At 73.6% G+C, this 13,312-nt stretch carries 12 protein-coding genes; 8 read left to right on the top strand and 4 right to left on the bottom strand.

From position 1 onward, the window contains the following. Window positions 1-3: 3 nt before the first annotated feature. Entirely contained in the window at window positions 4-1,608 is a 1,605-nt protein-coding gene (locus ACH4TL_RS18705) for an ABC transporter substrate-binding protein (protein ID WP_398315365.1), read from the bottom strand. A 250-nt stretch (window positions 1,609-1,858) separates the two neighbouring features. Here ACH4TL_RS18705 and ACH4TL_RS18700 point away from each other — a divergent pair, with 250 nt between their 5' ends. From ACH4TL_RS18700 to ACH4TL_RS18685, 4 genes are all read left to right on the top strand, one after another. Beyond that, complete coding sequence (locus ACH4TL_RS18700; protein WP_398316035.1) at window positions 1,859-3,262, top strand: four-carbon acid sugar kinase family protein; 1,404 nt, start codon at window positions 1,859-1,861, stop codon at window positions 3,260-3,262. Next, window positions 3,259-4,287: a 4-hydroxythreonine-4-phosphate dehydrogenase PdxA gene (pdxA, locus tag ACH4TL_RS18695; RefSeq protein ID WP_398315363.1), complete on the top strand. Its 1,029-nt coding sequence runs from the start codon at window positions 3,259-3,261 to the stop codon at window positions 4,285-4,287. Before ACH4TL_RS18700 ends, pdxA begins: the two co-directional genes overlap by 4 nt. 34 nt (window positions 4,288-4,321) lie before the next feature. Then, window positions 4,322-5,098, top strand: a complete 777-nt coding sequence (locus tag ACH4TL_RS18690; protein WP_398316033.1) for a DeoR/GlpR family DNA-binding transcription regulator — start codon at window positions 4,322-4,324, stop codon at window positions 5,096-5,098. A 563-nt stretch (window positions 5,099-5,661) separates the two neighbouring features. Beyond that, complete coding sequence (locus tag ACH4TL_RS18685) at window positions 5,662-6,645, top strand: alpha/beta hydrolase (RefSeq protein ID WP_398315361.1); 984 nt, start codon at window positions 5,662-5,664, stop codon at window positions 6,643-6,645. Here ACH4TL_RS18685 and ACH4TL_RS18680 read toward each other — a convergent pair. Beyond that, window positions 6,642-7,235 carry an HhH-GPD-type base excision DNA repair protein gene (locus ACH4TL_RS18680; RefSeq protein ID WP_398315359.1) on the bottom strand — a complete coding sequence of 198 codons (594 nt, stop codon included), beginning with the start codon at window positions 7,233-7,235 and terminating at the stop codon, window positions 6,642-6,644. The two genes, ACH4TL_RS18685 and ACH4TL_RS18680, sit on opposite strands and share 4 nt — an antisense overlap. Before the next feature lie 249 nt (window positions 7,236-7,484). On the opposite strand from ACH4TL_RS18680, the gene ACH4TL_RS18675 reads away from it, so the two are divergent. Beyond that, on the top strand, window positions 7,485-8,270 hold the full coding sequence (locus ACH4TL_RS18675) for a sigma-70 family RNA polymerase sigma factor (RefSeq protein WP_398315357.1): 786 nt from the start codon (window positions 7,485-7,487) through the stop codon (window positions 8,268-8,270). A 36-nt stretch (window positions 8,271-8,306) separates the two neighbouring features. Beyond that, window positions 8,307-8,987, top strand: a complete 681-nt coding sequence (locus ACH4TL_RS18670) for a dienelactone hydrolase family protein (protein ID WP_398315355.1) — start codon at window positions 8,307-8,309, stop codon at window positions 8,985-8,987. A 4-nt stretch (window positions 8,988-8,991) separates the two neighbouring features. On the opposite strand, the gene ACH4TL_RS18665 is transcribed toward ACH4TL_RS18670, so the two are convergent. Next, window positions 8,992-10,053 carry an ATP-dependent DNA ligase gene (locus ACH4TL_RS18665; protein ID WP_398315353.1) on the bottom strand — a complete coding sequence of 354 codons (1,062 nt, stop codon included), beginning with the start codon at window positions 10,051-10,053 and terminating at the stop codon, window positions 8,992-8,994. A gap of 80 nt (window positions 10,054-10,133) precedes the next feature. Between ACH4TL_RS18665 and ligD the strand changes: the two genes are divergently transcribed. Both ligD and ACH4TL_RS18655 read left to right on the top strand, forming a co-directional pair. Further along, window positions 10,134-11,138 (top strand): non-homologous end-joining DNA ligase, encoded by a 1,005-nt coding sequence (ligD, locus tag ACH4TL_RS18660; RefSeq protein ID WP_398315351.1) that lies wholly within the window; start codon window positions 10,134-10,136, stop codon window positions 11,136-11,138. A 17-nt stretch (window positions 11,139-11,155) separates the two neighbouring features. Then, on the top strand, window positions 11,156-12,142 hold the full coding sequence (locus ACH4TL_RS18655; RefSeq protein WP_398315349.1) for a GlxA family transcriptional regulator: 987 nt from the start codon (window positions 11,156-11,158) through the stop codon (window positions 12,140-12,142). Between the two features lie 3 nt (window positions 12,143-12,145). Here ACH4TL_RS18655 and ACH4TL_RS18650 read toward each other — a convergent pair whose 3' ends face one another. After that, on the bottom strand, window positions 12,146-13,285 hold the full coding sequence (locus ACH4TL_RS18650; protein ID WP_398315347.1) for an asparaginase: 1,140 nt from the start codon (window positions 13,283-13,285) through the stop codon (window positions 12,146-12,148). Window positions 13,286-13,312 lie beyond the last annotated feature (27 nt).

Raw genomic sequence — 13,312 nt, 5'->3', positions numbered from 1 at the left:
GGCTCAGCCCTCCAGGCGCACGGCGGCGAGGTCGTAGGAGTTGAGCTGGAGGAGCCGCACGTCCCGGACCCGGGAGCGACGGGCCAGCACCACATCGGGGACGAAGGCCCACAGGCAGGGGCGGGTGTTCCAGATTTCCTTCTGGACGGCGGCGAGCTTGGTGTCCCGGGTCTTCTCGTCGGTCTCGGCGGACGCGTCGGCCAGCCGGGCGGCGATCTGCGGGAAGACATAGCCCTGGTAGGTGTCGCGGGTCTTCTCCTTCTCCGGGGTGCCGCCGTACATGCCCTGGAGGCTGGTGCTGGCGTGTCCGGTGGGGACGGAGAAGCCGTTGCCGAGGACGTCCCAGTCGCCGCGGCGGCCCTGCCGCCACTGCTGGATGTCGCCGCCGGGCTCGAACTGCTGGAGGGTGGCGCGGACTCCGACGGCGCGCAGCATCTCCAGGACGGCCTCCATCACCGAGGTGTCGCCGGGGAACTCCCCCGACTCCCAGATGATCTTCACCTTGAGGTCGCGGTGGCCGAGCGCGGCGAGCTGCTTGCGCGCCTTGCCGGGGTCGTGGACGTAGCCGCCGGTGCGTATCGCGCCCTTGAGCGCGAGCGGAACCACGCCCTCGGCCTGCTGGGCGGAGCCGGTGAGCACGTCGTCGACGAGGGACTTGCCGTCGATGGCGTAGCTCAGCGCCTCGCGCACCCGCGGGTCGGCGAGCGGATGGCCGTGGGGCTTGCGGAAGTTGAAGAACAGCTGGTTGACGCGGGTGCCGGTGGTGCGGTCGAGGCGCACCCCGGGCAGCCCTCGCAGCTGCTCGGCCGAGTCGGGGGTGATGGTGTCGATGACGTCCAGCTCGCCGCTGCGCAGGGCCACCACGCGGCTGGACTCCTCGGGGACGAAGCGGACCCGCACGCCCGGCGTCGCGGGGCGCCGCCCCCAGTAGCGGTGGTTGGCGGCGAGCGCGTATTCGCCGGTGCCGGAGTTGGCCGAGGTGACCACGTACGGTCCGGAGCCGACGCCGCCGGACAGCTCCTCGGGCCGGTTCTTGGCCGCCGGGCTGATGAGGATGTTGGCCATCAGCTGGTCGAGGATGGGGACCGGGCGCTTGGTGTGCAGATAGAACGTGCGCTCGTCCACCGCCTCGAGGGCGGGCCGCTCGGGGAAGAGCCCGACGATGAAGGAGCCGTTGACGCCCCAGTACATCTTGAGCGCGGTCGCCACGTCCTTGACGGTGACCGGGCTGCCGTCGGAGTAGCGGACCCCGTCCCGCAGCCGCACCGTCCAGCGGGTGGGCTCGGTCATCTCGAAGCGGTCGGCGAGCACCAGCTCCGGCAGGAGCCCCTTGCCCATCCGGGTCAGGCCCTGGCGGACCGCGCGCTGCACGGTGACGGCGGCGTCGAACTGGTTGAGCTTGTTGTCGAGGCTGACCAGGGAACGGTTCAGCCCGAGGCTGATGGCACCGGGGCCGGGGCCACCGGTGGGGCCCGCGCACCCGGCGAGCGGGGCGAGGGCAAGACCTGCGGAGGCGCCCGCTCCGAAGCGGAGCATGGCCCGGCGGCTGATGTCCGGACCGCGGACGTCCGGACCACGGCGGTCCGGGTCTTGGGGGATACGGGTCATCGGTGACCTCTCGGCGGTTCTGAGGCGAGCGACCGGCTCGCTCGACCCGTATCGGCCGAGGGCCGGACGGATCGAGGTGTCGCGGCGGTCACCGTGACATGACTGCGCGCTTTACGCAATACCTCTCGCGCGGTTCGCGCAACGTGTGTCATCATCGAACCCGCGGAGGCAGCGTGTCCGCCGCCCGATCGAATCCGATCACATCTGATCACTCCCCCTGTCATGGCCATTCAAGGAGGTACCGGTGGAGATGCCGCCCTTCCGGAGGGTGCTGGCCATCGCGGACGACCTGTCCGGTGCCGCCGAGACGGCAGCCGGGCTGAGTTCGCGCACAACGCGCAGTCGTGTGGTCCTTCTTGGACCCGATGGGCCGCCCGGGTCCGATGGGTCCCCCGGGCCCGCCGGTCCGCGTCCCGAGGAGATATCCGCGGCGGACGCGCGGGCCGTGACCGTGCTGGACCTCGACTCGCGCTACTGCCCGGCCGAGGACGCGGCCGACGCGGTCCGCGGCGCGCTGCGGCTGGCACCCACGGGCGACGCCCTGGTGCTGAAGAAGATCGACTCACTGCTGCGGGGCAATGTCGCCGCCGAGGTCGCCGCGCTGGCCGCGGACGGGACGGGCGTGATCGTCGCCCCCGCCCTCCCGGTCGCCGGGCGCGTGGTGCGCGCGGGCGTGGTGCACCTCGGCGGCGTGCCGCTGCACGAGGGCGGGGCGTGGCACGCCGAGGCCACGGCGCCGCCGTCCTCGGTGGCCGACGCGCTGGGCGGGCTGCCCACCGTGCTGATCCCCCTCGCGACCGTACGCGCCCCGCGGCCCACCCTGCTGTCCGCCCTGCGGGCCGCGGTGGCGGCGGGACGGGTGGCGGTCTGCGACGCGGAGACGGACGCCGACCTGGACGCGATCGTCGGGGCCTCGCTCGCCGAGGACCCACGGCCGCGCCTGGTCGGCACCGGCGGGCTGGCGACGGCCCTCGGCCGCCACCTGGCGGCCCTGCCCGCCACGGCGGACGGTGACGCGCGCCCGGCGCCGGCCGATACCGCGGCACGGCCGGACCTCGCGGCGCGGGCCGAAGCCGCGGCGGTCGCCGACCGGCCGGTGCTGGTCGTCGTCGGTACGGCCGAACCGGGAGCCGTCGAGCAGGTGCGCCGGCTGGTCGCCGACGGGGCCGTACATGTCGGGCTCGACCTGGCCGACCTGCTGTCGGAGCCGCCCGCGGCCGCCCTGCCCCCGCTGACTGCCCCGCTCACGGTCGTCACCATCGCCCCGGCCCCCGGTCCGCCGCCCGCCGGTCCGCCGCTCGGCGCGGTACGCCCCGCAACGGCCGCCGCGGCGGAGGCCGTTGACACCGCCCCCGTACCGGCCCGGCGGCTGGTGCACGGGCTGGCCCGTACCGTCGCCGCCGCCCTCGCGGCGCACGACGGCGCCGCCGACCTCGTCCTGACCGGCGGCGAGACCGCGCGCCGGGTCCTGGACGCCCTCGCGATCACCCGGCTCGACCCCGTCGGCCAGGTCCACCACGGCGCCGTACACCTCCGCACTCCCGACGGGCGATCCGTCGTGACCCGCCCGGGCAGCTTCGGCGATCCCGATTCCCTGCGTCACATCGTCCGGGCGCTGCGCCCCCACTCGACCGAACGGAAGGTCACCTCATGAACGCACCCACCCATCTCGCCGCCGCCGGTCCGCTCCCGCTCATCGCGGTCACCATGGGCGACGGCGCGGGCATCGGGCCCGAGGTGATCGTCCCCGCCCTGCTCGCCCCGGAGACCCTGCGGCGCTGCCGCCCGGTGGTCATCGGGGACGCGGAGCGGCTGCGGCAAGCGGCCCGGCTGCGCGGCATCGCGTGCGACATCGTCGCCGTCGACGCGCCCGCCGACGCCGAGTTCACCCCGGGCCGGATCAACGTCGTCGACCTCGGGCTGCTCCCGGCCGAGCTGCCCTGGGGCGAGCTGTCCGCGGTCGCCGGGGACGCCGCGTACCAGTACGTACGCACGGCCGCCCGGCTCGCCATGGACGGTGAGGTGCAGGGCATCTGCACCGCGCCGCTGAACAAGGAGGCCCTGCACGCGAGCGGGCACGTCTTCCCCGGCCACACCGAGCTGCTGGCCCATCTCACCGGTGTCGAGGAGGTGTCGATGATGCTGGCCACCCCGACGGTGAAGGTCATCCACGTCACCACCCACATCGGGCTCATCGACGCCGTCAACAAGATCGAGCCGGGTCTGGTCGAACGCACCGTGCGCCGCGGCCACGAGGCGATGGTCAGGGCCGGTACCCCGGAGCCGGTGATCGGGGTGTGCGGCATCAACCCGCACGCCGGGGAGAACGGGCTGTTCGGCTACGGCGAGGAGGAGGAGAAGATCGTGCCCGCGCTGGAGGTGCTGCGGGCGGACGGCATCGACGCCCGCGGACCGCTCCCCGCCGACACCGCCTTCTTCCTGGCCGGACGCGGCGACTACGACCTGATCGTGGCCATGTACCACGACCAGGGGCACGGCCCGGTCAAGGTCCTCGGCCTGGAGGCCGGGGTCAACCTCACCGTGGGCCTCCCCGTCATCCGCACCTCCGTCGACCACGGCACCGCGTTCGACATCGCCGGTACCGGCAAGGCGGACGCCGGTAGCATGATCGAGGCGCTGCGGCAGGCCGCCGAGATGTCGCCCTCGCCCGCCAGCTGAAGCCCACCCACATGACCGAGAAGGACGAGTGACATTGCCGGTAGAGGGAGCACGGGCCCGGCGCGACCAGATCGTCCACCTCGCGACGACCACGGGCCTCGCCAGCGTGGAGGAGCTGTCCCGCACCTTCGGGGTCACCGCCTCCACCATCCGCCGCGACCTCGCCCAGCTGACCGCTGACGGACGGCTGGCGCGGACGTACGGCGGGGCGATGGCCCTGGTCGCCCACCCCGAGGCGTCGCTGCGCCAGCGCACCGGCGAGGCGTTCGAGGCGAAGCGGGCCATCGCCCGCTGGGCGGCGTCGACCGTCCGTACCGGCGAGACGGTGCTGCTGGACGCGGGCTCGACCGTCGGCGCCCTCGCCCATGAGCTGCGCACGGCCGAGGGGCTGACGGTCGCCACGACCGGGCTCACCGCGCTCCAGGAGCTGGCCGACGTGGAGTCCGTACGGGTCGAGTGCCTGGGCGGTACGCTCCGGCCGCTGAGCCAGAGCTTCCTGGGCCCGCTCGCCGAGGCGGCGCTGGAGCGCATGACGTTCGACCGGGTCTTCCTGGGCGCCGACGGGGTGACGGCCGAACACGGCATCTGCGAGGCCGATCTGCGCCAGACCCGGCTCAAGGAGCTGATGGCCCGGCGCGCCGAGCAGGTGTACGTGCTGGCGCACGCGGCCAAGGTCGGGCGGCGCCCGTTCCACACCTGGATACGGCTGCCACCGGGCTGGACCCTGGTGACCGACCGGCGCGCCGACCCGGAGGAGATCCGGGCGCTGCGCGACGGGGGCGTCGAGGTCACGATCGTGGACGCGGACTGACGGCGCGTACGGCGACTCGCGGCGTACGGTGGGAGTCGCCGGGGCCATGCGTGGCCCCCGGGATATCGGGCACCCGCCCCGCAGGGCAACCCGCCTCGCAGATGACGTGGCCACCATCGCACGAGCATGTGGAGGAAATCGTGGCACGGCAGACCGAACCGCTTTCCACCGCCGTCGACCCGACACGGCCCGACGACCCCGTGCCGCCGAACCCGACCCCGTCTCCCGGGCCGGGCGGACCCGAGCCGGGGCCCGCGCCCGGACCCGTACCCGGACCGCCGCCAGGGCCGCCGCCGGACCCGGTGCCGTCGCCCCCGCCGGAGCCGCCGGCACCCACTCCGGGGCCGCCCCCGGGACCTTCCCCGGATCCCGTCCCCAACCCGCCGGGCCCCGATCCGGTCCCCGACCCCTCCCCGGCGCCGGGCCCGCTGACCTGATCCGGCCCGATCCGCCGGGTCGACGGGACCCCCGAGTGGCGTAAGCGGACGCGTGCGGGCGTGGCGGCGGTGAGATGGTCGGATTCCCGGGCCGCCTGGGAATCCCGGACCGCCAAGGAGCCGCAGATGCCGCGCACCGCACCGTCCCGCCCCGTACTGGAACCCGCGGCCGCCGCGTTCGCCGAGGCCACCGCGCGGCCGCCGTACCTGTACCAGATGTCGCCCGCCGAGGGCCGCAGGACGGTCGACGAGGTGCAGTCGGGCGAGGTGTCCAAGCCCGAGGTGGACGAGGAGTGGATCAGCGTCACCGGGATTCCGGCCGGTGGGGTGAAGGCGCGGATCATCCGCCCGCCGAAGGCCTCCGGAACCCTCCCGGTGATTCTCTACGTGCACGGCGCGGGCTGGGTGTTCGGCAACGCGCACACGCATGACCGGCTGGCCCGGGAGCTGGCGGTCGGGGTCGGCGCGGCCGTGGTGTTCCCCGAGTACGACCTCTCCCCCGAGGCCCGCTACCCCGTGGCGCTGGAGCAGTGTTACGCGATCGGGCAGTGGATCGTGGCGCACGGCGAGGGCGCCGGGCTCGACCCGGACCGGCTCGCGATGGCCGGGGACTCGGTGGGCGGCAACATGACCGCCGCGCTGACGCTGATGGCCAAGGAGCGCGGCGACCTCTCCCCCGTCCAGCAGGTGCTGTTCTACCCGGTGACCGACGCGAACTTCGACACCGGCTCGTATCAGCAGTTCGCCGACGGCTACTACCTGACCCGCGAGGGCATGAAGTGGTTCTGGGACCAGTACACGACCGACCCCGTGCAGCGGGCCGAGATCACCGCCTCCCCGCTGCGGGCGGACACCGACCAGCTCAAGGGGCTGCCGCCCGCGCTGGTCATCACCGGTGAGGCCGATGTGCTGCGGGACGAGGGCGAGGCGTACGCGAACAAGCTGCGCGACGCCGGGGTGCCGGTGACCGCGCTGCGCATGCAGGGCATCATCCATGACTTCCTGATGCTCGACGCCCTGCGGGACACCCATGCGGCGCGCGCCGCGCTCACCCTGGCCGTGGACACCCTGCGCGACGCGCTGGGTACGGCCCGACCACGGCCGCTCTAGGCGCCGCGCGCCTTGGCCTGCTTGGCCTGCTGCTTCATCTGCTGCTTGTAGGCGCGCACCTTGTCCAGCGACTCGGGTCCGGTGATGTCGGCCACCGAGCGGTACGAGCCCTCCTCGCCGTACGAACCCGCCGCCTCGCGCCAGCCCTCGGGCCGCACCCCGAACCGCTTGCCGAGCAGGGCGAGGAAGATCTGGGACTTCTGCTTGCCGTACCCGGGCAGGGCGTTCAGCCGCCGCAGGAGTTCGGCGCCGGTGGGGGCGTCGCGCCACAGGGCGGCCGCGTCGCCGTCGTACGTCTCGACCAGGTACCGGCACAGCTGCTGGACGCGCCCCGCCATCGAGCCGGGGTAGCGGTGCACGGCCGGTTTCTCCGACAGCAGCGCCGAAAACCGCTCGGGGTCGTACGCGGCGATCTGATGGGCGTCCAGGTCGTCGGCGCCCATCCGCCGGGCGATGGTGTACGGACCGGTGAACGCCCATTCCATGGGAACCTGCTGATCGAGCAGCATGCCGGTCAGAAGGGCCAGGGGGCTGCGCGCGAGCAGGGCGTCGGCCTCGGGTTGCTGGGCGAGACGAAGGGTGGCGTCCATCTCCGGCGGATACCCACCGCCCCGATGATCAACCACTCAGCGTCACAATTCCCCCCAAAGATGCAGAAAAGAGGGGGCGATTTGGCCGAATTGCACGACCTTGGGGGGCATGCGAGCCTGGTGGCGACCGCAGAACCGACCGTGAAACCGATCGCCCCTCTTCCGGGGCCCCAGTTAGGAGCGGGCCCTCACCGCATCGCCGCTGTGCCGCGGGCAGGCCGTGACATCGGACCACGGAGGCGAGTGACCATGCCAGCAACCGCGACTCGCCGCCGACGACACGACGACACCCCCGACACCGGCGGCGCCTTTCTGCGCATGTCCCAGCTGCCGTCCGGTCCCGAACGGGACGCGCTGCGCGAGACGATCATCTGCGAGTGGCTGCCGGTCGCCAAGCGTCTGGCGCTGCGCTTCCGCAACAAGGGCGAGAACATGGAGGACCTCACCCAGGTCGCCTCGCTGGCCCTGGTGAAGGCCGTCGACCGCTACAACCCGGACCTCGGCCACGCCTTCCCCTCCTATGCGATCCCCGTCATCACCGGCGAGCTGAAGCGGCACTTCCGCGACTGTCTGTGGACGCTGCACATCCCGCGCAACATCCAGGAGGTGCGCTCCCGCACCCGCTCCGCGCGCGACGCGCTGGAGCAGGAGCTGGGCGGCCGCACCCCGACCGTCGGGGAGATCAGCACCCGCACCGGCATGCCGCAGGAGGACGTGCGCGCCGGGCTGGAGGCCAGCGCCTCCTGCACCCCGCTGTCGCTCAACGCCGCCGTGCAGGGCGCCGAGGAGCGGCTGCTCGCCGAGACGGTCGGCGCGGACGACGCCGCGATCGAACGGGTCGTCAACCGGGAGTCGCTGCGGGTGCTCATCGCGGACCTCTCCGAACAGGACCGCTACGTGCTCTACCTGCGCTTCTTCGCCGGGCTTTCGCAGAGCCAGATCGGGGAGATCCTCGGCTTCTCGCAGATGCACATCTCCCGTCGGCTGTCCCGGCTCTACAGCGAGCTGCGCCAGGGGCTGCTGGCCCACGCGTAGCCCCACCCGTTACGCCGCTCCCCGGCAGGAGGTGCCATGCGCTCCGAGACCGCCCGTATCGCCGCGGACGACGCCCTGCTCGTGGGCGATCTGGCCGTTCCGGAACAGCCCGTGGCCGTGGTGGCCTTCGCGCACGGCAGCGGCAGTTCCCGGCACAGCCCGCGCAACCGCGCGGTGGCCGGGGTGCTCCAGCGGGCGGGGCTCGCGACGCTGCTGTTCGACCTGCTCACCGACGCCGAGGAGCGGGTGGACGCGATCACCGCTGAGCACCGCTTCGACATCCCGCTGCTGGGGCGGCGGCTGGTCGCGGCGGTCGACTGGCTCGCCGGGCACCCCGGCACCGCCGGGCTGCCGGTCGGCCTGTTCGGCGCCAGTACGGGCGCGGCGGCCGCCCTGACCGCCGCGGCGGAGCGGCCGGAGCGGGTGCGGGCCGTGGTGTCCCGGGGCGGCCGCCCCGATCTGGCGGGCGGGGTGCTGAACCGGGTGGCCGCACCGGTGCTGCTGGTGGTGGGCGGGGACGACCACGAGGTGCTGCGGCTGAACGAGCAGGCCGCCGCGATGCTGGCCGCGCCGCACGAGGTGCACGTGGTGCCCGGGGCGACCCATCTGTTCGAGGAGCCCGGGGCGCTGGAGCAGGCCGCGGAGGCGGCGCGGGACTGGTTCGCGCGCATGGCCGAACAGCGCGGCGGCGCAACCCGTGGTGGCCCGCGTCCGTGAGCAACTAGCCGCCCAGCACCTCGCGCAGGTCGTACGAGACCGGCTCCTCCAGCTGCGCGTAGCCGCACTCCCCCGGGTCGCGGTCGGGACGCCAGCGCCGGAAGCGGGCGGTGTGCCGGAAGCGGTCGCCCTGCATGTGGTCGTACGCCACCTCGCACACCCGCTCCGGGCGCAGCGGCAGCCAGGACAGGTCCTTGACGCCGGTCCAGCGGCTGGGCGCGCCCGGCATCCGGCTCCCGGCGTGGGCCTCCTCCCGCGCCCAGTCGGCCCAGGGGTGGCCCTCGACCGTCTCCATGCGCAGCGGCTCCAGTTCGGTCATCAGCTCCTGGCGGCGGCGCATCGGGAAGGCGGCGCAGACGCCGACGTGCTGGAGACGGCCCGTGGCGTCGTGCAGCCCGAGCAGCAGGGAGCCGACGACGGGGCCCGACTTGTGCAGCCGCAGGCCCGCCACCACGCAGTCGGCGGTCCGCTCGTGCTTGACCTTGACCATGACGCGTTCACCGGGCCGGTAGCCGAGGTCGGGGCGCTTGGCGACGATGCCGTCGAGTCCGGCGCCCTCGTAATGCTCGAACCACCGCCGGGCCACGTCGATGTCGTCGGTCCAGGGGGCCGTGAACACGGGGTCGGCGGCGTCGCGCAGCGCCTCGGTCAGGGCGTCGCGGCGCTCGCTGAGGGGTGCGTCCAGATACGCGGTGTCGCCGAGGGCGAGCAGGTCGAAGGCGACGAAGCCCGCCGGCGTGGTACGCGCGAGCAGCCGCACCCGGGAGTCGGCGGGGTGGATGCGCTCCAGGAGGGCGTCGAAGTCCAGCCGCCCCTCGCGCGCGATGACGATCTCGCCGTCCAGCACGCAGCGCGGCGGCAGATGGGTGCGGAAGGCGTCGACGAGTTCGGGGAAGTAGCGGGTCAGCGGTTTGCCGGTGCGGCTGCCGACCTCGATCTCGTCCCCGTCGCGGAACACGATGGCGCGGAAGCCGTCCCACTTCGCCTCGTACCGCATGCCGGGCGGGATCGTGGCCACCGACTTGGCCAGCATCGGTGCCACCGGGGGCATCACCGGAAGGTCCATGATGTCTTCGATTGTGTCCCCGCCGGGACCCGCGCGCCCGCCGGGAGGTGGAGCGGGCGGAGTGGACCTAGCGTTGGGGTATGGCAGAGACGGTGGAGCTCGACGTCGGTGGGCGCACGGTGCGGCTGTCCAACCCGGGGAAGGTGTACTTCCCGGAGCGGGGCTTCACCAAGCTCGATCTCGCCCGCTACTACCTCGCCGTCGGCGAGGGCGCGCTGCGGGCGCTGCGGGACCGGCCGACGACGCTGGAGCGCTACCCGGACGGGGTGGCGGGGGAATCGTTCTTCCAGAAGCGGGCGCCGAAGAACCTCCCCGACTGGATCCCGACCGGCCGCATCTCCTTCCCCAGTGGGCGGTACGCGGACGAGCTGTGCCCCACGGAGGTGGCGGCCGTGGTGTGGGCCGCGAACCTCGGCTGCCTGACCTTCCATCCGTGGCCGGTGCGGCGCGGCGACACCGAGCACCCCGACGAGCTGCGCATCGACCTCGACCCGCAGCCGGGCACCGACTACCGGGACGCGGTGCGCGCCGCGGGCGAGCTGCGCCAGGTGCTGGACGAGCTGGGGCTGCGGGGCTGGCCCAAGACCTCCGGCGGGCGGGGGCTGCACGTCTTCGTGCCCATCGCGCCGGAGTGGACCTTCACCCAGGTGCGGCGCTCGGCCATCGCGGTCGCGCGGGAGCTGGAGCGGCGGGCACCGGAGCGGATCACCACGGCGTGGTGGAAGGAGGAGCGCGGCGAGAAGATCTTCGTGGACTACAACCAGACCGCGCGGGACCGCACCATCGCCAGCGCCTATTCCGTACGCCCCAGGCCGTACGCCCCGGTCTCCGCGCCGCTGCGCTGGGAGGAGGTGCCCGACGCCCGGCCGCGCGACTTCGACCTGGCGACCATGCCGGTGCGCTACCGGGAGGTGGGCGATGTGCACGCGGACATGGACGAGCACGCCTACCGGCTGGACGCCGCGCTGGAGCTGGCCGACCGGGACGAGCGGGAGCACGGTCTCGGCGACCTGCCGTATCCGCCGGAGCACCCCAAGATGAAGGGCGAGCCGAAGCGGGTGCAGCCCAGCCGCGCCAAGCACTGACGTGCGAAAATCGCGCCATGACCGTCTTCGCGCATCCGGAGCGGCACCGGGTGGCCGTGCTGGTGCGGCACGGGCTGCTCCCGTTCGAGCTGGGGATGGCGCACCGCCTGTTCGGGCGGGCCGTCTCGGCGTCCGGCGAGCCGCTGTACGAGGTGGTGACGTGCGCGCTGGTGCCCGGTGAGGTGCGTACGGACTCCGACGTCAGCGTGAACGTCGCCCATGGCCCCCAAGCGCTGGCCGAGGCCGACACGGTGCTCGTCCCGGCCGCCAACGAGAAGGACGAGCCGCAGACCGAGGGCCGTCTCGGCCCCGCGCTGGCCGACGCCCTCGCCCGCGTCCGGCGGCCCGGCACCCGTATCGCCTCGATCTGCACCGGCGCGTTCGTCCTGGCGGCGGCCGGACTGCTGGACGGCCGCCGGGCGACGACGCACTGGCAGGCCGCCGACCAGTTCCGGGCGCTGTTCCCGTCGGTCGAGCTGGACCCGGACGTCCTGTACGCGGACGAGGGCGACGTCCTCACCTCCGCCGGGGACGCCTCCGGCATCGATCTGCTGCTGCATCTGATCCGGCTCGACCACGGCTCCGCGGTGGCCGGTGAGGTCGCGCGGGGCGCCGTGGTGGCGCCGCACCGCGACGGCGGCCAGGCCCAGTTCATCCGCCGCCCCGTCCCCGCGCCGCACGGCTCCTCCACCCGGGAGGCGCGGGCGTGGGCCCTGACCCGTCTGGACCGCCCGCTGACCCTCGCGGAGCTGGCGGCGCACGAGTCGATGAGCGTACGGACGTTCTCGCGCCGGTTCCGCGAGGAGGTCGGGATGACGCCCGTACGGTGGCTGACCCAGCGCCGCGTGGAGCGGGCCTGCCAGCTCCTGGAGGAGACGGATCTGCCGGTGGACCGGGTGGCGGCGGAGGCGGGCTTCGGCACGGCGGCGTCGCTGCGGATGCATCTGCGCGACGCCCTGGGCGTCTCCCCCAGCGCGTACCGCTCGACGTTCCGCGGCGCGTAGGCCCTACCGCCGGGGCGAGATCAGCGGCTCCGGGCCCAGGGTGGTGAACCAGTGCTGGATGCGGTCCTCGTTGTGGGTCCTCGCCAGCGCCAGGGTCAGCAGCAGGCGGGCCTTCTGCGGGGTGAGGTCCTGGGCGCCGACCACGCCGCGTACGTGCGGGTCGTACACCGCCCCGGAGCCGGTGCGGGAGGCGGAGGCGAACAGCACGCCGTTCTTCACGGCGTCCGCGCGGGCCTCCGTCATGGCCGGGGAGAGGCCGCCCGCGCCGGTGCCCGCCGTGACGACACCGGCCGCGCCCGCGTCGGCGAACGCCTTGATCGCCTCCGGCCCGGCGCCCTGGTAGCTGTAGGCGATCTCGACCCTCGGCAGCGGCCGCCGGGCAATGCGGTTCAGGTCGAACGGGGTCTTCCAGCCCGGTTTGCCGCATTCCTGGACGCGCGCCGGGGCCCGGTCGACGCGGATGTGGTTCTGGTCGACGACGCCCAGCTCCCCGTTGCTGCCGCTGGTGAAGGCGTTGAGGCGGAGCGCGTCGGCCTTGCGGACCTCGCGGGCGGCCTGGATCTGGTCGTTGAGCATGACGACGGTGCCGAAGCAGGTGGTGCGGCCGCTCGCGGCGAGGCGGATCGCGTTGTAGAGGTTGGCCGGGCCGTCGGAGCTGATGACGGTCCAGGGGCGCAGGGCGCCGGTGAGCACCACCGGCTTGTCGCTGCGGACGGTGAGGTCCAGCCAGTACGCGAACTCCTCCATGGTGTCCGTGCCGGTGGTGACGACGACGGCGTCCTTCGTGCGGAGCGCGTCGTCGACCGCGGCGGTGAGCCGCCGGTAATCGGGCACGGTGTAGTCGTTGGAGTCCTTGTTGCCGAACTGCCGCGTCGTGACGTCGGCGATCCGGTTCACCTCGGGCCTGAGGTCGTCCACCAGCCGGGACACCGGGAGCTGCCCTGACTCGTAGTTCTGGAAGGACACCCGGCTCTTGGCCACGCCCGCGATGGTGCCGCCGGTGCCGATGACGGCGACCTGCGGCTTGGGCCCGCCCACCGGTTCCGGTGACCGCCCGGCGACGGCGAAGGCCGCGGCCGGGGTGCCGAGGCCGACGGTGATCAGGGTGATCAGTACGGCGGAACCGCGGGCGATGTGGTGCATGGGGAACCACCCAATGCGGCATTTGCG

Origin of the sequence: Streptomyces sp. NPDC021115, from assembly GCF_044333065.1 — a bacterium.
GTDB lineage: Bacteria > Actinomycetota > Actinomycetes > Streptomycetales > Streptomycetaceae > Streptomyces.
Note: the sequence above shows the minus strand (reverse complement) of the source record. Positions and strands in the feature narration are given on the sequence as shown.